Genomic DNA, 20,314 nt, shown 5'->3' with positions numbered 1-20,314 from the left:
CTGCAAGGCTGGAGACCATGAGACTGCGCGATCATCTCGACCCGACACTCGGATGGCGGGGCAGCAGCGACGTCGAGAAGGTTCGCACCTACACCCGGCAGTCCTTCCAGCTCATCGTCGTCGCGGTCGCGGTGGCCTCGATGGCGGCCTCGGCGCGGGCGGGTGACGCGGTCTCGACCGCCGCCGCGCTCGTGTGCGTGGTGTCTGCACTCGTTGTCCTGCACCGTATTCCCGCACTCGGTGGCGCCTCGAGTGCGGACGTCCGGGCACCGTTGTGCGTACAGATCGCAGCGGCCGCCGTGCTCGTCGTGGTGGGCGCCGCACCGAACCTCCTGTGGGTGGCCATCCTGGTGACGACACCGATCGCGGCACTGGTGGACCTGCGCTGGTCTCTCGGCGCCGCGGTGGTCGCCCCGGTGGTCGCCGCCGCATCGGGCTCGACCGCCCTCGAGATCACACTCCTGGCCTTCTGCATCGTCGCCATGGCCACCACGGTGCGCCTGTCGATGTGGTTGCTGCGCATCGTCACCGAGCTGGCCACCACCCGCGACGCCGCCGCCGCCCTGTCGGTCGCCGAGGAACGACTGCGCTTCTCCCGGGACCTGCACGACGTCGTCGGTCGCGCGCTGTCCGCCATCGCGGTCAAGAGCGAGCTCGCCGCCGCGCTGGCTCGGCGAGGAGACGACCGAGCTGCCGCGCAGATGGACGAGGTACGTGTGCTCGCCCGGGAGTCGATGACCGACGCTCGGGAGCTGGTGCGCGGCTACCGTTCCGTCGACGTCGCGGCGGAACTCCGCGGCGCCCAGTCCCTGTTGTCCGCCGCCGGCATCCGGACCGAGCTGACCGGGACTGTTGCCGACATCCCCGGCGCAGTAGCCGAACAGGCCGCGTGGGTGGTGCGGGAAGGCGTCACGAACATCCTGCGCCACTCACGTGCCACCTACTGCCGTATCGAGTTCGGTGACGACCGGCTCCGCATCGTCAACGACCGGCCGACGTCGCCGGAACGTGCGGGCGACGGCACCGGTCTCGCCGGTCTCCGTGAGCGTCTGGCTGCGGTCGGAGGTTCCCTCACCGTCGAGGCCGGATCCGACACCTTCACCCTCGCTGTCGGATTCGCACCGACGACGACATCCCCCACGAAGGGCACACCATGATCCGGGTACTGCTGGCAGACGACGAGAACCTCATCCGGGTGGCCCTGGGCACGATGCTCGATCTGGAGGACGACATCGAGGTCGTGGGACATGCGGACTCGGGCGAGGCGGCGGTGACCGAGGCCGCGCGGACCACCCCCGACGTCGCGGTGCTCGACCTGCAGCTCGGCGGGATCGACGGTATCGAGACGGCCCAACGCATCGCCGCGCTGCTTCCCGACTGCCGGTCGATCATCGTCACCAGCCACGGCCGGCCCGGATACCTCAAGAAGGCGCTCGCTGCCGGCGTCGGCGGATTCCTCCCGAAGACCACGTCCGCGGCGACCCTCGCCGAGGTGGTGCGCACGGTGGTGAGCGGCGGACGCTACGTCGATCCGAGCCTGGCGGCCGAGGCCATCGGCGCGGGCGATTCGCCGCTGACACCGCGCGAGTCGGACGTGCTCGAATTCGCCGCGGACGGAGCCACGATCGCCGAGATCGCCCAGCGCGCACATCTCTCACCGGGAACGGCACGCAACTATCTCTCGGCCGCCGCGGCCAAACTGGGCGCCGCCAATCGCCACGAGGCATGCGCGATCGCCCGGCGCCACGGGTGGATCTAGACCCGATCAGTGATGCGGAGGCTCGCCGGTCACGGTGTGGTCGGCGAAGTTGAGACCCTCTCGCACCAGCCGGGCCAGGTGGCCGTCGGCGAGTCGGTAGATGACGTTGCGGCCGCTGCGTTCGGTCTCGACCATGCCGACGAAGCGCAGCTTCGCCAGATGCTGACTCACCGCGGTGCGGGACGCGCCGGTCTCCTCCGTGAGTGCCGTGACGTCGGCTGGGCCGTGGCTCAGCGTCCAGAGCAGGTGCAGCCGAGTGGGATCGGACAGCATGCGGAACGTGTCGCCGGCGGCCTCGAGACGCGCGCGGTCCGGGCGGTCGGCATGGTCGAGACTCGCGTGAGCCCGCTTCTCGTCCGATGCCGTCATATCGCCGCTTCCGTCTACTCGGTCGGTGGCGCGCCCACCGTCGATGCCGGAGTCCAGAGCCGACCGGCACCCAGCGCGGCAAGTGTAGCGAGGACGGCGATGATCGACGCGGCGACGACCTGGCTCACCTCGGCGCCCACCCAGCCCGCCACCGGATAGGTGAGCAGGAAGCACGCATGAGACAGCGAGAACTGCGCCGTGAAGAGCTCGTCCCGGTCACCGTCGTCGGAGTCTCGGGTGATCACGCGAGCAGACGGGGTGGAGATCATCGACGTTCCGGCGCCCAGCACGGCCCAGACGACGGCGAGTGACGCCCAGCCCGCGGCACCGTTCGGACGGAGAGCGGCGAGCGCGACAGCACCCGTCGTCCCGAGAGAGACGACCACACCACCGGCGAGCATCAGCCGACGGTCGTCGACGACTGTGAGAATGCGGGGAACTGCGAACGCCACCATCATCGACCCGCCGCCGAAGACGCCGAGGGCCACGGCCAGGGCGCTGGCCGGCCCACCCACGATGTCGCGCACGTAGACGACGCTGTTGACGATCACCAACGACGTTCCGGCCGCGACGACGAGGTTCAGTGCGAGCAGCCCCCGAAGCGACGGACGGCCACCGAAGCGGCGCACTCCGGCCACGAGTCGGTCACCGAACGACCGAGACCCGTCCGGAGCGGACCGGGGCTCTCTGTCCGGAATTCGGGTGTTCACCACGAGGACGGCCGACAGCGCGAAACCTACTGCTGTGCCGACGAACAGCGAGTGGTACGACACGACGGTGAGCAGCGCCGCGGCGAGCATCGGACTCACCAGCGACTCGAGGTCGTAGGCGAGCCGGGACAGCGAGAGCGCGCGGGTGTACTGATCGTCGCGGGAGATCACCGCGGGAACGACGGCCTGGAAGGTCGGCGTGAAGGTGGCCGAGGCCGCCTGCAGGACGAACACGAGCACGTACACCTGCCACACCTGCGTCACGAACGGCAGCAGTACCGCGATCACGATCCGTACGACGTCCGCGGACACCAGCACGGTCGTGCGTGGCAGACGGCCGGTGAGCACGGACATGACCGGAGCCACCCCGACGTAGGCGACCATCTTGACGGCCAGCGCCGTACCGAGGACAGCGCCGGCGGAACTACCGGCGATGTCGTAGGCAAGAAGTCCCAGCGCCACGGTGAGCAGACCGGTGCCGACCAGTGCCACCACCTGTGCGGTGAAGAGCCTGCGAAACGCCGGGACCGCGAGAACGGACTCGGATCGAACCTGCAGAACACCCATGCCGACGACCATACCCATGTGTGCGCACGTGCGCACACATGGGTGTTCGGTGGCCTCTAGTCTGGTCCGATGTTCTTCCTCTTCGGATACGGCACGAAACGGTCCTCGCTCGGCGCCGGCAGCACCCGAACGTGCCCCCGCTGCCACAACACCACCCAGTGGGAGCGGATGCGGCAGTACACGCAGCTCAGCGTCTTATTCATCCCCGTCGCACGCTGGAAGCGGCGCGTGCTCGAGGTGTGCGGAATCTGCGGGACCGCGACCGAGGTGTGAGTCACGCCCGGTGGCGGGCGAACAGATCCGCCGCGGCGGCGTCGAACTCGGCGGCGTCGAGCCCGCTCGCCAGCGCGCGCCGCACCAGTTCGGCGTGCGTCTCCCCCGCCAGACCGCTGATCGGCTGGTCGAGGTCGAGGTTCGACGGGAACGCGTAGCCCTCAGCCGACGCCGCGATCACGTTGGCGACGTCCCGCTCACGACCCTGCGCCGCCCAGTCCACCAGCGTCGGATACAGGGCGGACACGATCGCCTGCCGGTCGACACTGTCGAGCGCGCGGCCGAACGGCGAGGAGATCTGCAGCAGGTTCGCCATCCTGAAGATGTCGGTCGACGTGTTGTGCCCTGCCGCGTGGAACAGCGCCGGATTGAAGAACACGGCGTCGCCCTCCCGAAGCGGAAGCTGAACGTGGTTGTCGGCGAAGTACTCCCGGAACTCGGGGAGGTTGAAGGCGATGTAGCCGGCCTCGAACTTCTGTGAGTGCGGCAGATACATCGTCGGGCCGCTCTCGATCGGCATGTCGCAGTGCGCCACCGCTCCCTGCAGTGTCAGCGCCGGTGACAGGCGGTGGATGTGCGCCCGGAACGCCGCGGCCGTGTCGGTCGACATGAACCCCAGGTGGTAGTCACGATGCGGATTCTGGGCGGCGCCACCGGGATTGACGACGTTGATGGCGGACGTGACCTGATACATCGGCCCGAGCCACGCCTCCGCCACCAGCGCCAGGAGATCGTTGGCGTAGTACCGAGCGAACTGCTCGGGCTCGGCGACCGCCAACTTCTGCAGGGCCGACCAGATGCGATCGTTCGCTCCCGGCTTCGCGAAGTGGTCACCGTTGCTCACACCGCTCTCGTGCTGGCCACGAATGACGTCCCGGTACGTGCGGGTGGTCTCCGCGACCGCGTGGTCGGCCGTGAAGGCACCGCGGAACACCACGATGCCGGGGCCGTTCAGGAGTGCATTCGCCAGTTCGTCCTGGATGTCGGCACGCACCTGGTCGTCGGTCGCCCGCCGCGCGAGCTCCGGTCCGTCGTACACGAGCACGTTCTGCACCACGTCGGACGCGTGGGGGTGGTCGGCGAGCTGGGTGCTCTCGGACACCAGTGCCCGGAACTCCTCGATGTCGCAGTCGGCCGCGCGGAGGCGATCCGCGCGGTGCGAGTGGCTGCTGATGTTGCTGGTCATACCTGCTCCTCGGTCCCGATGGCCGTTGTCGTCATGGTCGAGCCTGCCGGGCGCGGACACCTCGAGACAAGGCTTCGAACCCTCAGTTTCCCCTCGAGACGGGACCCGCCCGAGCGGTCAGGGCATGTTGAACGGGGTGACGATGCGGATGGGTGACGAGGATCCGCGGACCGCGGTCGAGGCATCGCGCGCGTGCAGCACCATCCGACACGCACGCTGAGCGTCCGCGCGCATGTCGTGCTCGAGCACCGCGCTGATCTGTCGGCGATACAGCAGGTCCCGGTTGTCCGCATCGAGGTCGTGCGCGACGAACACCCGGCAGGGTCGGTCCAGCGTCCGGAAGGCCCGCACGATGGCCGAGTTCCCGCCGCCACACGAGTAGACGGCGGAGATGGTGGGGTGACGGTCGAGGGCGTCGAGAACCAGCGACTCCACGCGATCGTCGAGCCCGTCGTTCTCCGCGATCTCGACGACCGTCCGCACAGGTCCGGGTAGTCGTCGCAGCGCGGTGCGAAAGCCCATCTCCCGCTCCTCCTCGCCGTGGAACGCGTTGCTGCTCAGCGTGATCAGGACGTCACCCGGGTGATCGGCCATCATCGTGGTGATCAGATAGGCGGCCGTCTCCCCCGCTGCACGATTGTCCATTCCCACGTACCCGGACCGTCGGCTCCCTGGAATGTCGGTCACGTAGGTCACCACGGGAATCCCGGCGGCCACGAGGCGATCGACCGCGGCGGCGACGTCCGGTACGGCAGGCGCCTTCAGAATGACGCCCTGAGATCCGCTGCCCGACAGCCTGTTCAGCCGCGCGACCACCGCCTCGGCGGTGGCGCTCTCCTGCAGATGAAACCGTGCGCGCACCGTGGCGGGTGTTCGAGACTCGGCAGTTCGGCCTCGACCGCACGCTTGAAGGTCTTCGAGAAACGGTCGGGCGCAGACATGACGACGTCGAGCATGTACTTGCGTCCACTGAACCGCAGTTGTTCTCGTTGGCCGTCGAGATCGGCGATCGCCCGCGCCACCATCTCCCGTGTCGACGGGCGGACACCGGGGCGATCGTTGAGCACACGGTCGACCGTGGCCTCGCTCAACTCCGCTTGTTGCGCGATCTCTCTGACCCGGTAACGATGCGCCACTGCTGCTCCTGAGGTGACGACGGCACTGCGCCGCGCGACTGCCCGATCAGCGACACGCTATCAAGTCCGACGTGGTCCTCAGGGCTGTCGGGGCCGTCGATCGGGAGTGCCCGGGCCGAGCGGAATCTCCTCGAAACGGTCGAGCAACGCCGCCGCCTCGCACTCTCGCGCCGTCGACCGGGCCGCACGAACGTCGACCGCGTCGACGGGCTCGCCGCGGGACACCGCGATGCGCGCGGCGAGGAGCACACTCTCGGCCTCCCACATCCGATAGCCGCGAGCGGCGTGCGCGGCGCGGGCACGCCGGACGTGAGCGTGCGCGTCGTCCCACCGTCCGAGTGCCGCGCAGAGGTCGGCGAGATGGTGGTGAACGACTCCGAGGACACCGGGAGTCAGCAGGACGGTGTGATCGGCGTAGGGAGCCAGCAGTGCGAGCGCGTCCTCGCACACCGCGGTGGATGCCGTCGCCGCGGCCGCGCGCGCCGCCAGGACGACGGTGATGAGCCACAAGGTGTCGACGGAGAGCGCCGCCAGTCTGCCGTTCTCGAACCACTGCACCAGGGATCGGGCGCCGTCCGTGTCGCCGCTGTCCACGGCGGACAACGCGAAGGCTGCTCGATAGGCGGGGAGAGCCTCGAAGAGTGGCTCCATGTCCCGCTTCATCGCCGCGAACTCGCCGAGCCCGTCTCGGAACATCCCGAGCAGGAAGACGGCATTCATCTCCCGGCCCCACGTGTGCCGCCCCATCGGCGCCGGCGGCGGGCGGCGAACGTCGCCCTCGAGAACCTCTGCGGCACGGCGCAACTCACCCGTCGTGACGAGAAGTCCGACCCGCATGCACTGCACCGTCCAGAGTGCCTCCTCGTCCAGCGCGAGCCGCGTGGCCGACACGGCGTCGAGAGCCGCGGCGGCCTCGCGCGGCTCGCCGGACTCGATGTGCGCCCGCGCCATGGTGACGGCGAGCGACGGATCGAGGTGCCCCGGTCCGAGGTCCACCAGTCGCACCAGCTCGGCGAGCGCCTCGGCCCGCTGCTGCCGGAAGCGAGGCAGCCGCAGGCCGGTGAGAACGGCGCGCAGAGCGTGGGCGAGGGCGTCGTCGTCTCCTGCACCGCGCGCCATGTCGGCCGCGCGCGCGAGGTCTGCAGCACGACCCGACCATCCGGTCGAGGTCCATGCCAGTTCCTCCACCATCTGGGTCAGGAGCTCGGAGGCAGCTCCGGAAGCACCGCGCCCCGCCCCTCTCGAGAGCATCGAGCCCTGTCCGCAGGTGCTCCGTCCGCCTCGGGTCGGGTTCGTAGAGCTGGAACAGGGCGATGCCGTCGATGACGTCCGCGGTGAGCGCGTCCAGCAGCAGATCGAGATCGCCCAGTCGGCGCGCCATCTCGGCGGCGTCCAGCAGGGTCGCGCCGTAGCCGCGGTCCAGTGCACGCCGCTGCGAACGCCCCTGCCGGATGAACAGTTCGCATCGTGCGCGGGTGTCGCCCCCGGGAACGCTGCGCTCAGACGCCCTCTGAAAGAACTCGGCGGCGTCCTCGTACGCCGCGACGGCGTAGGACCTCTCGCCCGCACGACGGAGATACTCCGCTGCCGCCGACCGGTCGGCGTCGAGCGCTCGTTCGAGGTGACCTGCGGTCCTGGCGAGCTCGTCGACGGTGGACGTGGCCCCCGAGCCGATGAGTGCGGCCGCGACGGCAGAATGCGCCGCTGCGCGATCGGCCCCGGACAGCGTGGCGTCGACGACGTCGACGATCAGCGCGTGGCGTAGGTGCAGGACGTCCTGCGCTCGTTCCTCGATCACCAGACCGGCGGCGGCCAGTTCGTCGAGCGCCCGAGCGAAGGAACGGTCGTCGAGGGTGGCGAGCGCGGTGCGCACGACGACGCGCGTGGCGCTGACTCCCGCGACAGCACACAGCGTCACGATCTCCCGCGCGGACGGAGTCAGGCGGTGAAGGACCCACAGCACGGCGTCCGCCAGGGACGCCGGTGACGGTCCGTCCGGCTCGCGCCGATGCGCGTCGAACACGGCCTCGAGGAAGATCGGTGATCCGGATGTCCAGCCGTGCAACCAGATCGGGTCCAAGGTGCTGCCGCGCCGGCGCGTCCAGTCCTGCACGTCCTCGAGGGTGAGGGCCGGGATCGATACCGTGTGCACCGAGGACGGTGGTAGGGCCGACCGCAGGTCCGCCGCAGGACCGTCGAGCTGCGCTCCGCGCATCGTCACGACCACACAGAGGCGATGGCGCCCCGCCGCGTGTACGAGGAATCGCAGCACGGAGAGCGTGGCCTGCGACGCCCACTGCAGATCGTCGATCGCGAACACCGTCACCCGACGACGGGTGGGACCGGTCAACCACCGTTCCATCGCCGACGAGAGCATCGCGCGATGATCCGCGTCGGGTCCCTCGGCCGACCACCGATCCGTGTCGACCCACCCGGTCGTCAGCATCTCGCGGACGGCGGAGGCGGCGGGAGCATCGTCGTTCCGGTCGTTCTCGCGCCCGAGTGCGTCGATGAACGGTTCGAACGGGACGACCGTGTCCATGCTGCACCGCCCGTAGAGCACGTCGGCGCCGGCGGAGTCGGCACGGTTCAGCGCCGCGGTCACCACCGTCGACTTGCCGACGCCGGCGTCGCCGGAGACGACGACGAGCTGACCGGCCCCACCCGCGGCCGCCTCGACGGCCGACGCGATGACGTCGAGTTCCCTGGTACGTCCCACGAGCAAGGGCGAATCGCTCGGAGGAGTGGCCCCGACGCGGTCCACCTCCGCTCGTCGAGCCGGGACGACGACCATCTGCGACGACGACGGTGTCGTCACCTCGATCGCGTCGGGATCTCGGAGCAACTCGACGAACACTCGCTGGGTCTCCGCGGACATCTCCACGCCGAGTTCGGTGGCCAGCACGGTGCGGCACCGCTCGGCGACACCGAGGGCGCGAGCGCGGTTTCCCAGGGCGTCGTGCGCACGCATGGCGACCCGGTAGGCGGCCTCGCAGAAAGGGTCCGAGTCGAGCAGCTCCTGCGCTCGGGCCAGCGCGTGCTCGTGGCGACCGAGTTCGAGCGAGGCGGCGGCGTCCACCTCCAGTGCACGAAGACGGATGCGGCCGAACACGGTGCGAACCTCGTCGGCCCAGGTTCCGTGCAGGCCGTCCAGAGGTGGAGCGTCGAGCAGGCCGAGCAACTCACCGGCGCGATCGGCACGCGCATCCGCCGAGTGGTGATCGGGATCCAGGTGCCGACGCGCCAGGTCCAGATCCACGATCACCGCGGGGCCGAGCGTCAGTGTCACCGCTCCTGATCGACTGGACACGGTGGTGCCCGCCAGCGCTGCACTCGTCGCCAGCAGCTCGCGGACCTTGGACAGGACGCTCCGAACGGCCGACGACCAGGTGGTGGGTCGATCGGTCGACCAGATCACCGAGGCGAGCTCGCCGTACACCACACCGCGTCCGTGATTCATCGCCAGATACGAGAACACCGTCGCACACCGAGGTCCGCCGAAGGCCCGGACGTCGACGACGCCCGCGTCGCTCTCCACCCGCGGCGATCCGATGAGCCGGATCACGGCACGAGAAGGAAGCGACACAGTTGTAAGTTATCCCGGGTCGGCGGGAACCTTACGTCTGATGGCGCCTCCAGAACAGATGGTGCACGACACCGCTCGCGCTGGGAACGACCTCGTGCTCGAAGCGATCGTTCAGATCGTCCGCGGACTCCCACAGCGCCAGGCCCGGTCCGAGATCGACGGGTGCGACCGCGACGTGCAGCGTGTCGACGAGGTCGGCGTCGAGGAACTCCCGGACCGTGGTGACACCGCCACCGATCCGGACGTCTCGACCGTTCGCCGCAGCCTTCGCCTGCGTCAGGACATCGGACGGGCCGGCATCGACGAAATGGAACGTGGTGTCGGACAGGGTGAGGGACGGCCGCACATGATGCGTCATCACGAAGACCGGCGTGTGGAACGGCGGCTCGTCACCCCACCATCCCTGCCATTCGTGATCGGTCCACGGTCCGCGTTGTGGGCCGAACTTGTTGCGCCCCATGATCTCGGCACCGATGTTGTTGGCGAAGTCCCGAGCGAAGTAGTCGTCGAGGCCGCGCGTACCGCCGGATCCGGGGCGTCCCGGCATGCTCGCGGTGCCGAGATACCACGACATGAGCTCACGATGGTCCAGGCCGAACGGGTTCTCGAGGCTCTGCTCGACGCCGGCGGCCACCCCGTCGCGGGACACGGTGAAGTTCTGCACTCTCGACAACTGCGTCATGTCTGCTCCCGACTCGAGGAAGGTGGTCGGTGATCAGACTCGCACGGCGTCACGGCCGGTCATCGCGGACTCGACGAGATTGCTCTTGTCGAGCGGCGTCTCTGCGCGCACCGCGTCGGACCATGCGGTCGTCGTGGCCACCGCCGCGAAGTTCGAGTGCAGCAGCGTCATGAGCGTCGTGTGCACGACCTTCGCGGACGCGGTTCCCGCCGCGTTGGAGAGGTCGATCGCACCGGACGCGTCCGACAGGATCTCTGCCGCGAAGCCGAGACCTTCGGCCTCGACGGCAGTCGCGAGGTCACAGTTGTTGGTCATGAAGCCGACGATCGTGATCGTGTCGACGTCTCGGGCCCGAAGCTGTTCGGCCACGTCCGTTCCCGCGAAGACGCTGCCGTACTGCTTCTGCACGCGTGTGACGCCCGCAGGCAGCGCCGACTCGATGTCCTGGTGCAGGGCGTAGCCGTCGGTGCCCGGGGCGAAGACCGGTGCACCCTCGGGCATGCTGTGCTGTACCGCGATGACGGGAATTCCTGCGTTGACGGCCGTTTCGATGGCCGACACGATGTTGGTGAGCGACTCGACGCGAGGCGGGTAGGCGATCTCGAGGGGCCCCGAGAAGTACTCCTGCTGCACATCGACGACGATCAGTGCCCGGCGTGGTGTCATGTCTCCTCTTTCCTGACGGTGTGTGACGTGGTCTGCCCGACCGGGCCGACCCACCACCTCAGTGTTCTCCCGCCTTCGGTCGCAGAACAGTGGCACGTATGCACGCTTACGATGGATTCGAGCCAACTCGAGTTCTGTATCGGAGGAGTCACCCGTGCGTATCGCGATCTACGCGTTCGACGACGTCACCATGTTCCACCTCGCCGCCCCGCTAATGGTGTTCGGCGAGGTGCAGCGGCTGGGTCTGGCATCCGACTGGGAGACGACGCTGTGGTCGGACTCGCCCGGCAGCATCAGGACCTCCGAGGGATACGTGCTCGGTGACGTGGTGGGTCCAGATGTCACCACCACGGCCGACATCGTGATCGTGCCGTCCTGGCACACGTCGCTCCCGCGTCTCGGCGACACCGTCGGACACGCTGTCCGCGAGGCACACTCGCGCGGCGCCGTGATCGTCGGCCTGTGTCTGGGCGCCTTCGCCGTGGCCGATGCGGGCCTCCTGGAAGGACGCTCCGTCGTGACGCACTGGGCTGCACTCGCCGACCTCGCGGAGCGCAGCGACGGCAGCACCGTGGACCCGTCCGTTCTCTACATCGATCACGGCGACGTCGTCACCTCGGCAGGAACCGTCTCCTCGATCGACGCGTGTCTGCACCTCGTCCGAAAACATCTGGGCGCCGCCGCCGCCACTCGGGTCGCGCGGCAGCTGGTGATCGCACCGCACCGCGAGGGTGGGCAGGCGCAGTACATCGAACGGCCTCTCGGCGAACCTGCCGCCGACACGACCATCGCCGATGTCCAGGAGTGGATCCTCGGCCATCTCGACGAGGAGTTGTCGATCGACCGCCTGGCCGATCATGCGCGCATGAGCCGCCGCAGCTTCGTTCGTCACTTTGCGCGCTCGACGGGCGCGACGCCCGCGCGGTGGGTTCTCGAACGTCGGCTCGACGAGAGCCGGCGGCTGCTCGAGACGACGGACTGGTCCATCGACGCCGTGGCGTCCGCGTGCGGATTCGGTAGCCCGGTGACGTTTCGTCAACGCTTCGCCGTCTCCTTCTCGACCACGCCGTCGGAGTACCGCCGCCACTTCACCTCACGCGATCGGGCGCACCTCCCGGCCTGACCGGAAGGTCCGATCGGGCCGGAAGGATGGTGGACTGCGTCGACCTCGAGGGGGTGATGGCGGTCATCTGCTGGTGGCTGCGCCACACCCCGACCGCGGTGACTCGCAGCAGACGTCGCCCCTCCATGCATTTCTGCCCTCACGCACCGCAAGAACCGAGATGACAAGAGCAGCAACGGGATCGGCCCACGACCATCCGAGAGTCGCATGCAGCGCCAGCCCGACGAGGACGACGGCCGACAGGTACGTGCACAGAAGGGTCTGCTTCGAATCGGCCACCGCCGTGGCAGAACCGAGTTCGCGACCGGCTCGTCGCTGGGCCCACGACAGCATCGGCATGACCACGACGCTCACCGCCGTGACCACGATTCCGACCGTCGACGGTTCGGGGTCACGCGAACCCAGCAACGATGCCACCGCGTCGACCGCGACATAGGCCGCGAGCGCGAAGAAGGAGAAGGCGATGACCCTGAGCGTGATCGCCTCGCGCGCACGGGGGTCGCGCGCCGAGAACTGCCATGCCACCGCCGCGGCCGAGGACACCTCGATGACGGAGTCCAACCCGAACCCGATGAGCGCGGTCGACGAGACCCGGACACCCTCTGTGACGGCCACAGCGGCTTCCACGATGTTGTAGGCGATGGTGGCCGCGACGAGCCACCGGACGCGTCGAGTCACCACCTGCCGTCGCGACAGCGTGTCGGCGTTCGTGTCCATCAGCAACACCCGTCCTCGGCGCTGGCGGCGCACAGCGAGGGGTCCACTGCGAGAACCACGGTCATCAATTCTCCCAGCGCCGCGCCGACGGTGGCGTCCGCCAATTCGTACCGTGATCGCCGTCCGTCCGGCACCGCGACGACGAGACCGCAGCCACGAAGGCAGGCGAGGTGGTTGGACAGCTTCTGTCGACTCACCTCGAGTTCGTCCGCCAACTCAGCGGGATACCGGGGTCCGTCACGAAGCGCGAGCAACACGCGTGTCCGAGTCTCGTCGGACAGAGCCTGGCCGAAACGAGCCAGTGCGGCCACCGGGGTGAGAACGTCCATGGCGACACAGTACAGCTGATTCTGAATTCATGGATTGCTGATCAGTGATTCCCTCGCTTAGTGTCGACGCATGACCGACTGGGCGAACAGCCCCGCCGCACAGTGGTGGGACAGACACCAGATCGGCCTGTATCTCGCGGCACTGGCCGTCGGAGCCGTTGCCGGGCTGACCTTCCCGCAGACCGCCCCGACCTTCGAACACGCCATCGATCCGGTACTCGTCGCCCTGCTCTACGCGACGTTCCTGGCAGTCCCGTTCGCGGAGATCGGTCGATCCCTCCGCGATGTCCGCTTCCTCGCAGCCGTCGCGGTCCTCAACTTCGTGGTGGTCCCGGTGGTCGTCCTCGCCCTCACGCGGGTCGTCGCGGACGAGAGTGCGGTACTCGTGGGCATCGTGCTCGTCCTGCTGGCTCCGTGTATCGACTATGTCATCGTGTTCAGTGGGCTCGCGGGTGCCGCGTCGACGCGGCTTCTCGCTGCCGCTCCCTTGCTGATGCTGCTGCAGGTCGCCTTGCTTCCCCTCTGGCTGTGGGTGTTCGCCGGATCCGAGACGGTGGCCGTCATCGACGTGGCACCGTTCGTGGAGGCCTTCATCCTGCTCATCGTCGTCCCTCTGACGGTGGCCGCACTGACGCAAGCACTCGCCCGACGGCATCGGGTCGGCCTGCAGCTGATGGACGTGATGGCCGCCGCGATGGTGCCCCTCATGATGGCGACGCTCGCGGTGGTCGTCGCGTCGCAGATCGATTCGGTCCGAGGCGAGTTCGACCGACTCATCGTCGCGGCCCTCGTCTTCGTCGCGTTTCTCGTGGTCATGGCACCGGCCGGCATCGGCGTGGGTCGGGTGTTCGGTCAGGACGTGCCGTCGACACGGGCACTCGTCTTCTCGGGTGCGACTCGTAACTCTCTCGTCGTTCTCCCCCTTGCCCTCGCCCTTCCGCCGGCACTCGACCTCGCTGCCATCGTGGTGGTGACACAGACACTGGTCGAGCTGCTCGGCATGGTGGTCTACGTGCGACTGGTTCCGAGGCTCGTACCCGCCGCGCGAACCTGATGCCGTGTGTGATGGTGGACGTATGACAGATCGCCCGTGGTTCGAACGACCTGCTGTGGAGAAAGCGGGCACGACGTTCTTTCCTGGTGTTCTTCGCCGCGCTCGTCCTCCCCGACGCGGTCTCCGAGCTCGTCTCGGCGCCGTCGTGGTGGCATGTCGCGAAAGCAGCAGCGTGCGTCGTCCTCGTCGCCAACGCCGGTACGGCTCTCGTCAGGGCGTGGTTCCTCGGTGGCAGCGCCCGGTCGACGAGGCGAACGCCTGCCCTCGATTAAGCCGAGGTTCCGCGTGCTGACGTCGATACTGCCGTGGCGTCGGCGCCGTCCAGAGTGATGGCAGTGAAAGCACTGAGGGAGACGCACCCCGGGCTGGGGCTACGCGAGGCATCGCTGTTGGTGGACGCCGCGCGGCGTCCGCCCACAGACGGGCCATGAGGAGCCGCCGTACGAACCGATCGGTACGTTGAGGAGATCCGCCACGTGAGGAGAAGCAGATGACCGTGATCCCGGCCGTCGCGCTCGTCGTCATCGGCAGCACTCTTGCTGCAGTGGGTGCCGAGGTCACGGCTCGGGAGAACCCGCGAGTCGTTGTGTCGCTCACACATGAGAACACCGCGACTCGGATCACGACGAGAATTCGCCTGCTTCGCGCGTTCGGCGTCTTCGCGCTGATGCTCGGCAGCTTCTACCTCGGACCGGCGTTGTGGCCACACTCCTTCGCGGGACCCATCGCGCTGAGCGCGGCCGTGCTGACGATGGGCTACTTTCTTCCCCACGTCGTCATCACACGCCGCCACAATTCGGCCGTCGAGGGTCGGGTGACCTCGTGATCGCGGCAGCACTCGTCCTCGTCGTCGCTGCGGCGCTGCGCATCTGGACCGATTTCCAGGTGTCCGCCGTGAATGTCGGCCACACGTCCTCGCCCTCTACGTTCCGAGCGTGGTCATCACCACCACTCACAATCGTCATCACGCAACGCGCGCAACCGGACCCTGACGGTCGCGGTCACAGCGCGGTGGGGTCCCGGACCGGCCAGCCGATCTCCGTCACCAGTTCACCCTCGAAGACGACGCCTCGCGGATAGCGCTCACGCACGGGTCCTTCTCGTCCGATGCCGTGCTCTGCGACATGGGTGCCGAGCGCAGAGTACGTCTCGTCGATCCGGGCGTCCGGACCGTCGTGCAGCGCCACGGCGAAGTGGCCTCCGGCAACCGTCACCACGTCGAGAGCGCACCGAGCGGCACGCGCCGCGTCGACGGGGTACCACAATGATGCGGAGCCCGTCTCGTCCGCGAACAGTTCCTTGTCGAAGTCGGCCCCGAGCGGCCCGACAGCCTCGATCCCAGCACTACTCAGGCGCTCGATCAGGGTGTGGTGCGCGGTATTCCACCAGTCCGCGACGCCGGACAGCGTCACGGTGCCGCTGACGGCCACGGCGACGATCGGGGGGTCGGTCCGCATCTCGATCGACGGCGACGTCGTCGACTCGTTCACCAGTGCACGGAGAGACGACACCGCGTCGTGCGTCCGCCGCAATTCCGACTCCAGGCGATCGAGGTGCTGCGTGAGCACACTGCGCCGAACACTGTCGTTCTCGGCGGTGACGTAGGACCGCACATCAGGAAGCGGCATGTCGAGGTCGCGCAGTCGCTTGATCACTTGTGCACTCGCGACCTGGGAGACGTCGTAATAGCGGTACCCGCTCGACGGATCGACGTCGACCGGTGCCAGGAGGCCAGCATCGTGATAGAGCCGCAACGCTTTTCGCGTCAGTCTCGTCATCGTCGAGAACTCGCCGATGGTCACCCGCGCCGCCACGGACCCAGTCTCTCATCCACCGATGGTCAACCGTGCGATCACGCCGTCGGCGAGCTCGAATCGGTAGACGAGGTCGGCCACCCCACCGGGGAAGTTCCCGGCGATACGAACCGAGACTCGATGATTCCTCGCATCGACGAGCTCGGACCCCGTCACAGTCGTGGTGTAGGTGTAGCGGCCGGCCACGGTCTCACGCCACGCGCGGATCTCGTCGCGGCCCCGATAGGTGTGGCCTTCGTCCGTCACAGTTCCGTCCGGAGCAAAGCATGACGTGAGTGAGTCGCTGTCGTCGCGGTCGGCGGCGTCGAGGTAGCGGAGAACGACGTCGGGAGCATCTGTGGTGGTCATGCGTCGAGAATCAGCCCTGCCCCGAGGTGAAGGTCAAGTGGTGGCCGGACCACACACACTCCCGGGTGCCTCACAGCTGGCGTGCAGGCCGCTCCCCGGAACCTCACGAAGTATCGACTCCACACCGAAACGCACACCGCGACAACCGAGGAGCCACCGCAATGAGCACCGTTCCGGAACCCACCCCCACACCCGACGGGCCCACCTACGCCGGGCGCCCACTCCCCCGGCCCGACGATGACGTCGTCGATCAGGGAGTCGGTTTCGACATCGCCACTCTCGTCACACGCCGCAGAGTCCTCAGCGTCGTCGGCGCCGGAGCCGGAGCACTGGCCCTGGCCGCGTGCTCGGGGTCGTCCGACACCGCGAGCACCACGACCGCCACCGCTGTCGCCACCGCCGCAGTCGCCACGAACGAGATCCCCGATGAGACCAACGGCCCCTACCCGGCCGACGGAAGCAACGGCGTCAACGTCCTCGAGGAATCGGGAATCGTCCGCGCCGACGTCACCTCGAGCCTGGACGGCGGCACCGTCGCCGCCGGAGTCCCGTTGTCGATGACCTTCACCGTCACCGACCTCGCGAACGACAACAACCCCTTCACCGGCGCCGCCGTCTACCTGTGGCACTGCGACGCAGCCGGCAAGTACTCGATGTACTCCGACGGCATCGAGGACGAAACATATCTGCGCGGCGTCCAGGTCGCCGATGCCGCCGGCGTCGTGACATTCACGACCATCGTCCCGGCCTGCTACTCCGGCCGCTGGACGCACATCCACTTCGAGGTCTACCCGGACGTCGCCTCCGCCACCACCGCCGACAACGCGATAGCCACCTCCCAGGTCGCCTTCCCCCAGGACATGCTCGACGCCGTCTACCAGCTGGACACCTACGCCGGGTCGACCGAGAACCTCGCGCAGATCGGCAGTCTCGACAACGACAACGTGTTCGGCGACGGACACAGCCTCGAGATGGGCACCTTCACCGGCGACCCCACCTCCGGCTACGTCGGATCACTGGCCGTCGCCGTCGACACCACCACCGAACCCGCCGCCGGCGCAGCACCCGCAGGGGGCGGGCCCGGCGGCGGCGGACAACCTCCCATGGGCGGCGGGACCCCTCCCGCCGCACCGTCCAACTGACCACTCACACAGAAGGAATCATCATGTTGCACAACCTGACCGGCTGGCACGCACTCATCGTCCTCGCCATCCTGCTTCTCGTCTTCGGCTCGACCAAGCTCCCCTCCCTCGCCAAAGGCGTCGGGCAGTCCATGCGCATCCTCAAGGACGAGGTCCGCGACGACACCCCCACGCCGTCGACGGGACGCGTCGACGCCGTCGACTCGACCACGACCGCCGCGGACGGCGTCCCGGTGCCGTACCGACACGCCTCATGACCACGACCACCGCCGCGCGAGGCACGATGCCCCTCGCCGGGCATGTCAGCGAGGCACGCCGCCGCGCGACCCGCGCGGCGGTGTCGCTGGTCGTCGGAGTGATTCTCGGCTTCGTACTCTCCGACCAGATCCTCGACGTCCTGCGCACACCGGTGGAGGAACTCGCGCAGTCCCGTCAGGCCAGCCTCAACTACGACACCGTCACCGGGGCCTTCGAACTGCAGATGAGGATCGGCCTCTTCTCGGGAATCATCCTGTCTAGCCCGGTCTGGCTGCGAGAACTGTTCGCCTACCTCACCCCCGGCCTCACGGCTCGGGAGAAGAAGTACGTCCTCGGCTTCACCGCGGCGGCGGTGCCACTGTTCGCCGCCGGGTGCGCCTTCGGCTTCCTCATCTTCCCCCGCATGGTCACCGTCCTCGCGAGCTTCTCCTCCGAGGAGGACAGCACCATCCTCGACGCCTCCTACTACGTGGACTTCGTCATGAAGATCGTCCTCGCCACCGGGGTCGCGTTCGTCCTGCCCGTGCTGCTGGTGATGCTCAACTGCCTCGGAGTCCTGTCCGCCCACCGGCTACGCAGCAGTTGGCGGACCATCGTCGTCGTCATCGCCCTCTTCAGCGCGCTCGTCACGCCGGCGGCCGACGTGCTGTCGATGTTTCTCGTCGCACTGCCGATGTCGGCGCTCTTCGGAGCCGCCGTGGCCATCACCACCGTGCACGACCGGCGGGCACTCACCTCGAACCCCACCACGATCGGGAGAACCCCATGTTCGGACTGACTCTCGAGAAGATGTTCTTCGTCGCCGTCATCGCCGGCCTCGTCCTCGGACCGAGCCGGCTGCCCGGCTCCGCACACCACCTCACCCGCGCGATTCGAACGCTGAAGCAGTTCGTCGAGACGACGCGCGCCACGGCGGAGCGGGAGATGGGCGTGCCGCTCCACCGTTCGGAGTGGGAGTCGCTCGACCTACGGCAGTACGACCCACGACGCATCGTGCGCAACGCACTCCACGACACCACCCCGAAGACCGTCGTGACCGACGAGATGATCGAGCAGGCGGAGCGGATACGGCCGGGCCAGAAGTACCTGGTGACAGGACCGTCCTCGCACCCCGTCCGCACCCTCATCGCCTCGTTGCCCGCCGACGACCCCCGACGAATCGCTGCGAGACTCGTGACGGAGGCAGACGCGCCTGCCGCTGATGCGAAAGACCTCCAGCGAGAGACGCTGTAGGGCTTCCAGTCGGCAGTGTCGCTCGACATGAGGGACGCCGCACGGGTTCCACGTCGTCCACACCCCCTTCAGCCGGCTGGAGGGGGTGTGGTGCGCTGCGACCCGTGCAGCTGGTCGACGACGCCTGTGCCGAGCACTCCGCGCCGGTGACCGCTCAGCCGGCCGACCCGTACATCTGCTCGACGAGGTCGAGTGACCACTGCGCTGTGATCGGCCCACCGTCGTTGGTGAACTTGTCCGTTCGCACCACCCGCCCGTCCCGCACAGCCGGCAGATCGGCCCAGAGTCGATTCGACTCCAGTGCTCGTAGATCGTCACTCGACGTGATGGCCGCGAGAAGAACGTCCGAATCCGCTGCGACAGGGATGTTCTCCGCTGCGAAGTCGGCCTCGGGACGAGCCGATTGCCAGGCCTGTCCGAATCGAGCTCCGACGTCCTCCAGCACCAGCGAGGTGATTCGCTCCCTGTTGATCGAGATGCCACCGCCGTCTCCGGTGGCGATCGACAGCACCGTCGTGTCACCGAGAGGTCCTGCGAGTTGTTGTCGGAGCGCGGCGACGCGGTCCGAGTACTCGTCGAGCAGGGTGGCGGCCGTGTCCTCGCGACCCAGTGCCGCACCGACCCTGGTCACGTCGTCCTGCCAGGACACCCCGGAATCGGTCGACCCCACGGGGAGCACAGGCGCGACGGCGCTCAACTGGTCGTAGATCTCCTCGACCACCTCGTCACGCGCGATGATGAGGTCGGGATCCGCTGCGGCCACGGCTTCGATGTCGATGCTGTTGCGCGGGAACAGCTCCGCGACTCCCCGCGACAGCAGGTCTCGGGTCGGTGCCGTCAACGGCCCCGGGATCTCCGGCGGAGCCTCGGACTCGACGGGCATGCCGACGACAGGGAGGCCGAAGGACAGGGCGATGTCCAGATCCCGACGCCCGTCGATGACCACGACCGACTGGATCTCGTCGGGGACGACGATGGCCCCCAGGCTGGTGTCGACCGTGCGGCCCGTGGCGTCGTCGGCCGAGACGTCCGCACTGCAGGCGGTCAGCACCGCGACGGCACCGGCAACTGCGAAGACTTTGGTAAAGGATTGGTAATGCACGCCTCACCGTAGCGAGGTGGCCGACAGCATTGTGGTGCCAGCTCGGGCCCGAGCATGTGTGAACGGTCACGATGCGTCAACGACACCGCAACGCCGACCGGACTCGCGCTCACCCACCACCCTGGTCCCTTTCGTCCCGTATCGTGCCACTCGCGTCTTCCTCGTGGTTCAGACGTCTGGCCGTCACAGGTTCCGCAGTCGTCGGCGTACTCGCGACATAACCCGGCCTCGCATCGGCCCACCACCAGGAGTTCACACCC

The 20,314-nt window shown here is 68.2% G+C and carries 23 protein-coding genes and 1 pseudogene; 11 read left to right on the top strand and 13 right to left on the bottom strand.

Features of this window, described 5'->3' with window-relative positions; genetic code table 11:
• Positions 1 to 17 precede the first annotated feature (17 nt).
• A complete protein-coding gene (locus QE449_RS07425; protein ID WP_307108564.1) occupies positions 18 to 1,157 on the top strand; it encodes a sensor histidine kinase in 1,140 nt (379 codons plus the stop codon).
• Complete coding sequence (locus QE449_RS07420; protein WP_307108563.1) at positions 1,154 to 1,759, top strand: response regulator transcription factor; 606 nt, start codon at positions 1,154 to 1,156, stop codon at positions 1,757 to 1,759. Before QE449_RS07425 ends, QE449_RS07420 begins: the two co-directional genes overlap by 4 nt.
• 6 nt (positions 1,760 to 1,765) lie before the next feature.
• On the opposite strand, the gene QE449_RS07415 is transcribed toward QE449_RS07420, so the two are convergent.
• The gene (locus QE449_RS07415) at positions 1,766 to 2,128 is read right to left on the bottom strand and encodes a metalloregulator ArsR/SmtB family transcription factor (RefSeq protein WP_027505578.1); all 363 of its coding nucleotides are present in this window, start codon (positions 2,126 to 2,128) and stop codon (positions 1,766 to 1,768) included.
• Between the two features lie 14 nt (positions 2,129 to 2,142).
• A complete protein-coding gene (locus QE449_RS07410; protein WP_307108562.1) occupies positions 2,143 to 3,405 on the bottom strand; it encodes an MFS transporter in 1,263 nt (420 codons plus the stop codon).
• A gap of 69 nt (positions 3,406 to 3,474) precedes the next feature.
• Between QE449_RS07410 and QE449_RS07405 the strand changes: the two genes are divergently transcribed.
• On the top strand, positions 3,475 to 3,678 hold the full coding sequence (locus tag QE449_RS07405) for a zinc-ribbon domain-containing protein (protein ID WP_307108561.1): 204 nt from the start codon (positions 3,475 to 3,477) through the stop codon (positions 3,676 to 3,678).
• 1 nt (position 3,679) lies between these two features.
• On the opposite strand, the gene QE449_RS07400 is transcribed toward QE449_RS07405, so the two are convergent.
• The 6 genes and pseudogenes from QE449_RS07400 to QE449_RS07375 form a co-directional block, all read right to left on the bottom strand.
• Positions 3,680 to 4,864, bottom strand: a complete 1,185-nt coding sequence (locus QE449_RS07400) for a phytanoyl-CoA dioxygenase family protein (protein ID WP_222647458.1) — start codon at positions 4,862 to 4,864, stop codon at positions 3,680 to 3,682.
• A 117-nt stretch (positions 4,865 to 4,981) separates the two neighbouring features.
• Positions 4,982 to 6,000 (bottom strand): annotated as a pseudogene (locus tag QE449_RS07395) (LacI family DNA-binding transcriptional regulator).
• A gap of 78 nt (positions 6,001 to 6,078) precedes the next feature.
• Positions 6,079 to 6,837 carry a hypothetical protein gene (locus tag QE449_RS07390; RefSeq protein WP_307108560.1) on the bottom strand — a complete coding sequence of 253 codons (759 nt, stop codon included), beginning with the start codon at positions 6,835 to 6,837 and terminating at the stop codon, positions 6,079 to 6,081.
• Complete coding sequence (locus tag QE449_RS07385) at positions 6,806 to 9,586, bottom strand: AAA family ATPase (protein ID WP_307108559.1); 2,781 nt, start codon at positions 9,584 to 9,586, stop codon at positions 6,806 to 6,808. The genes QE449_RS07390 and QE449_RS07385 overlap by 32 nt, the downstream gene beginning before the upstream one ends.
• Before the next feature lie 31 nt (positions 9,587 to 9,617).
• On the bottom strand, positions 9,618 to 10,268 hold the full coding sequence (locus QE449_RS07380) for a dihydrofolate reductase family protein (protein ID WP_222649414.1): 651 nt from the start codon (positions 10,266 to 10,268) through the stop codon (positions 9,618 to 9,620).
• A gap of 33 nt (positions 10,269 to 10,301) precedes the next feature.
• Positions 10,302 to 10,934, bottom strand: a complete 633-nt coding sequence (locus QE449_RS07375; protein WP_307092118.1) for an isochorismatase family protein — start codon at positions 10,932 to 10,934, stop codon at positions 10,302 to 10,304.
• 154 nt (positions 10,935 to 11,088) lie between these two features.
• On the opposite strand from QE449_RS07375, the gene QE449_RS07370 reads away from it, so the two are divergent.
• Entirely contained in the window at positions 11,089 to 12,057 is a 969-nt protein-coding gene (locus QE449_RS07370; protein ID WP_307092116.1) for a GlxA family transcriptional regulator, read from the top strand.
• A 63-nt stretch (positions 12,058 to 12,120) separates the two neighbouring features.
• On the opposite strand, the gene QE449_RS07365 is transcribed toward QE449_RS07370, so the two are convergent.
• Both QE449_RS07365 and QE449_RS07360 read right to left on the bottom strand, forming a co-directional pair.
• Positions 12,121 to 12,774, bottom strand: a complete 654-nt coding sequence (locus tag QE449_RS07365) for a cation transporter (RefSeq protein WP_037185696.1) — start codon at positions 12,772 to 12,774, stop codon at positions 12,121 to 12,123.
• On the bottom strand, positions 12,774 to 13,103 hold the full coding sequence (locus tag QE449_RS07360; protein WP_027505568.1) for a helix-turn-helix transcriptional regulator: 330 nt from the start codon (positions 13,101 to 13,103) through the stop codon (positions 12,774 to 12,776). Before QE449_RS07360 ends, QE449_RS07365 begins: the two co-directional genes overlap by 1 nt.
• A 70-nt stretch (positions 13,104 to 13,173) precedes the next feature.
• On the opposite strand from QE449_RS07360, the gene QE449_RS07355 reads away from it, so the two are divergent.
• The 3 genes from QE449_RS07355 to QE449_RS07345 all read left to right on the top strand — a co-directional run bounded on the left by QE449_RS07355 (position 13,174) and on the right by QE449_RS07345 (position 14,983).
• Complete coding sequence (locus tag QE449_RS07355) at positions 13,174 to 14,157, top strand: bile acid:sodium symporter (RefSeq protein ID WP_307092111.1); 984 nt, start codon at positions 13,174 to 13,176, stop codon at positions 14,155 to 14,157.
• An 86-nt stretch (positions 14,158 to 14,243) separates the two neighbouring features.
• Positions 14,244 to 14,429, top strand: coding sequence for a hypothetical protein (locus tag QE449_RS07350; RefSeq protein ID WP_307108558.1), 186 nt, complete (start codon positions 14,244 to 14,246; stop codon positions 14,427 to 14,429).
• Positions 14,430 to 14,647: 218 nt separating this feature from the next.
• Entirely contained in the window at positions 14,648 to 14,983 is a 336-nt protein-coding gene (locus tag QE449_RS07345) for a hypothetical protein (RefSeq protein WP_307092107.1), read from the top strand.
• 175 nt (positions 14,984 to 15,158) lie between these two features.
• On the opposite strand, the gene QE449_RS07340 is transcribed toward QE449_RS07345, so the two are convergent.
• The gene (locus tag QE449_RS07340; protein WP_307092105.1) at positions 15,159 to 15,971 is read right to left on the bottom strand and encodes a MerR family transcriptional regulator; all 813 of its coding nucleotides are present in this window, start codon (positions 15,969 to 15,971) and stop codon (positions 15,159 to 15,161) included.
• A gap of 12 nt (positions 15,972 to 15,983) precedes the next feature.
• A complete protein-coding gene (locus tag QE449_RS07335; RefSeq protein ID WP_307092104.1) occupies positions 15,984 to 16,319 on the bottom strand; it encodes a nuclear transport factor 2 family protein in 336 nt (111 codons plus the stop codon).
• Between the two features lie 161 nt (positions 16,320 to 16,480).
• Between QE449_RS07335 and QE449_RS07330 the strand changes: the two genes are divergently transcribed.
• Genes QE449_RS07330 through QE449_RS07315 form a run of 4 tightly spaced genes read left to right on the top strand, consistent with a single transcriptional unit; the run spans position 16,481 to position 18,952 of the window.
• Positions 16,481 to 17,461 carry an intradiol ring-cleavage dioxygenase gene (locus QE449_RS07330; protein ID WP_307092102.1) on the top strand — a complete coding sequence of 327 codons (981 nt, stop codon included), beginning with the start codon at positions 16,481 to 16,483 and terminating at the stop codon, positions 17,459 to 17,461.
• Between the two features lie 23 nt (positions 17,462 to 17,484).
• A complete protein-coding gene (locus QE449_RS07325; RefSeq protein ID WP_027505561.1) occupies positions 17,485 to 17,718 on the top strand; it encodes a twin-arginine translocase TatA/TatE family subunit in 234 nt (77 codons plus the stop codon).
• On the top strand, positions 17,715 to 18,497 hold the full coding sequence (gene tatC, locus QE449_RS07320; RefSeq protein ID WP_307108557.1) for a twin-arginine translocase subunit TatC: 783 nt from the start codon (positions 17,715 to 17,717) through the stop codon (positions 18,495 to 18,497). Before QE449_RS07325 ends, tatC begins: the two co-directional genes overlap by 4 nt.
• The gene (locus QE449_RS07315) at positions 18,485 to 18,952 is read left to right on the top strand and encodes a preprotein translocase (protein ID WP_307092096.1); all 468 of its coding nucleotides are present in this window, start codon (positions 18,485 to 18,487) and stop codon (positions 18,950 to 18,952) included. The genes tatC and QE449_RS07315 overlap by 13 nt, the downstream gene beginning before the upstream one ends.
• Positions 18,953 to 19,106: 154 nt before the next feature.
• Here the strand turns inward: QE449_RS07315 and QE449_RS07310 are convergent, their stop codons facing one another.
• Complete coding sequence (locus QE449_RS07310) at positions 19,107 to 20,054, bottom strand: ABC transporter substrate-binding protein (RefSeq protein WP_307092095.1); 948 nt, start codon at positions 20,052 to 20,054, stop codon at positions 19,107 to 19,109.
• Positions 20,055 to 20,314: the final 260 nt, after the last annotated feature.

The sequence above is a fragment of the Rhodococcus sp. SORGH_AS_0303 genome (assembly GCF_030819335.1).
Classification (GTDB): Bacteria; Actinomycetota; Actinomycetes; order Mycobacteriales; family Mycobacteriaceae; genus Rhodococcoides.
The sequence above is the reverse complement of the archived record's forward strand: the minus strand, read 5'-3'. Positions and strand labels throughout refer to the sequence as shown.

Bases quoted from the DNA above. Each gene is read 5' to 3' on its own strand.
- QE449_RS07420 (WP_307108563.1), top strand. From the start codon at position 1,154: ATGATCCGGGTACTGCTGGCAGACGACGAGAACCTCATCCGGGTGGCC.
- QE449_RS07415 (WP_027505578.1), bottom strand. From the start codon at position 2,128: ATGACGGCATCGGACGAGAAGCGGGCTCACGCGAGTCTCGACCATGCC.
- QE449_RS07405 (WP_307108561.1), top strand. From the start codon at position 3,475: ATGTTCTTCCTCTTCGGATACGGCACGAAACGGTCCTCGCTCGGCGCC.
- QE449_RS07345 (WP_307092107.1), top strand. From the start codon at position 14,648: ATGACCGTGATCCCGGCCGTCGCGCTCGTCGTCATCGGCAGCACTCTT.
- QE449_RS07410 (WP_307108562.1), bottom strand. From the start codon at position 3,405: ATGGGTGTTCTGCAGGTTCGATCCGAGTCCGTTCTCGCGGTCCCGGCG.
- QE449_RS07360 (WP_027505568.1), bottom strand. From the start codon at position 13,103: ATGGACGTTCTCACCCCGGTGGCCGCACTGGCTCGTTTCGGCCAGGCT.
- QE449_RS07355 (WP_307092111.1), top strand. From the start codon at position 13,174: ATGACCGACTGGGCGAACAGCCCCGCCGCACAGTGGTGGGACAGACAC.
- QE449_RS07365 (WP_037185696.1), bottom strand. From the start codon at position 12,774: ATGGACACGAACGCCGACACGCTGTCGCGACGGCAGGTGGTGACTCGA.
- QE449_RS07315 (WP_307092096.1), top strand. From the start codon at position 18,485: ATGTTCGGACTGACTCTCGAGAAGATGTTCTTCGTCGCCGTCATCGCC.
- tatC (WP_307108557.1), top strand. From the start codon at position 17,715: ATGACCACGACCACCGCCGCGCGAGGCACGATGCCCCTCGCCGGGCAT.
- QE449_RS07425 (WP_307108564.1), top strand. From the start codon at position 18: ATGAGACTGCGCGATCATCTCGACCCGACACTCGGATGGCGGGGCAGC.
- QE449_RS07330 (WP_307092102.1), top strand. From the start codon at position 16,481: ATGAGCACCGTTCCGGAACCCACCCCCACACCCGACGGGCCCACCTAC.
- QE449_RS07325 (WP_027505561.1), top strand. From the start codon at position 17,485: ATGTTGCACAACCTGACCGGCTGGCACGCACTCATCGTCCTCGCCATC.
- QE449_RS07380 (WP_222649414.1), bottom strand. From the start codon at position 10,268: ATGACGCAGTTGTCGAGAGTGCAGAACTTCACCGTGTCCCGCGACGGG.
- QE449_RS07400 (WP_222647458.1), bottom strand. From the start codon at position 4,864: ATGACCAGCAACATCAGCAGCCACTCGCACCGCGCGGATCGCCTCCGC.
- QE449_RS07375 (WP_307092118.1), bottom strand. From the start codon at position 10,934: ATGACACCACGCCGGGCACTGATCGTCGTCGATGTGCAGCAGGAGTAC.
- QE449_RS07390 (WP_307108560.1), bottom strand. From the start codon at position 6,837: ATGCGGGTCGGACTTCTCGTCACGACGGGTGAGTTGCGCCGTGCCGCA.
- QE449_RS07335 (WP_307092104.1), bottom strand. From the start codon at position 16,319: ATGACCACCACAGATGCTCCCGACGTCGTTCTCCGCTACCTCGACGCC.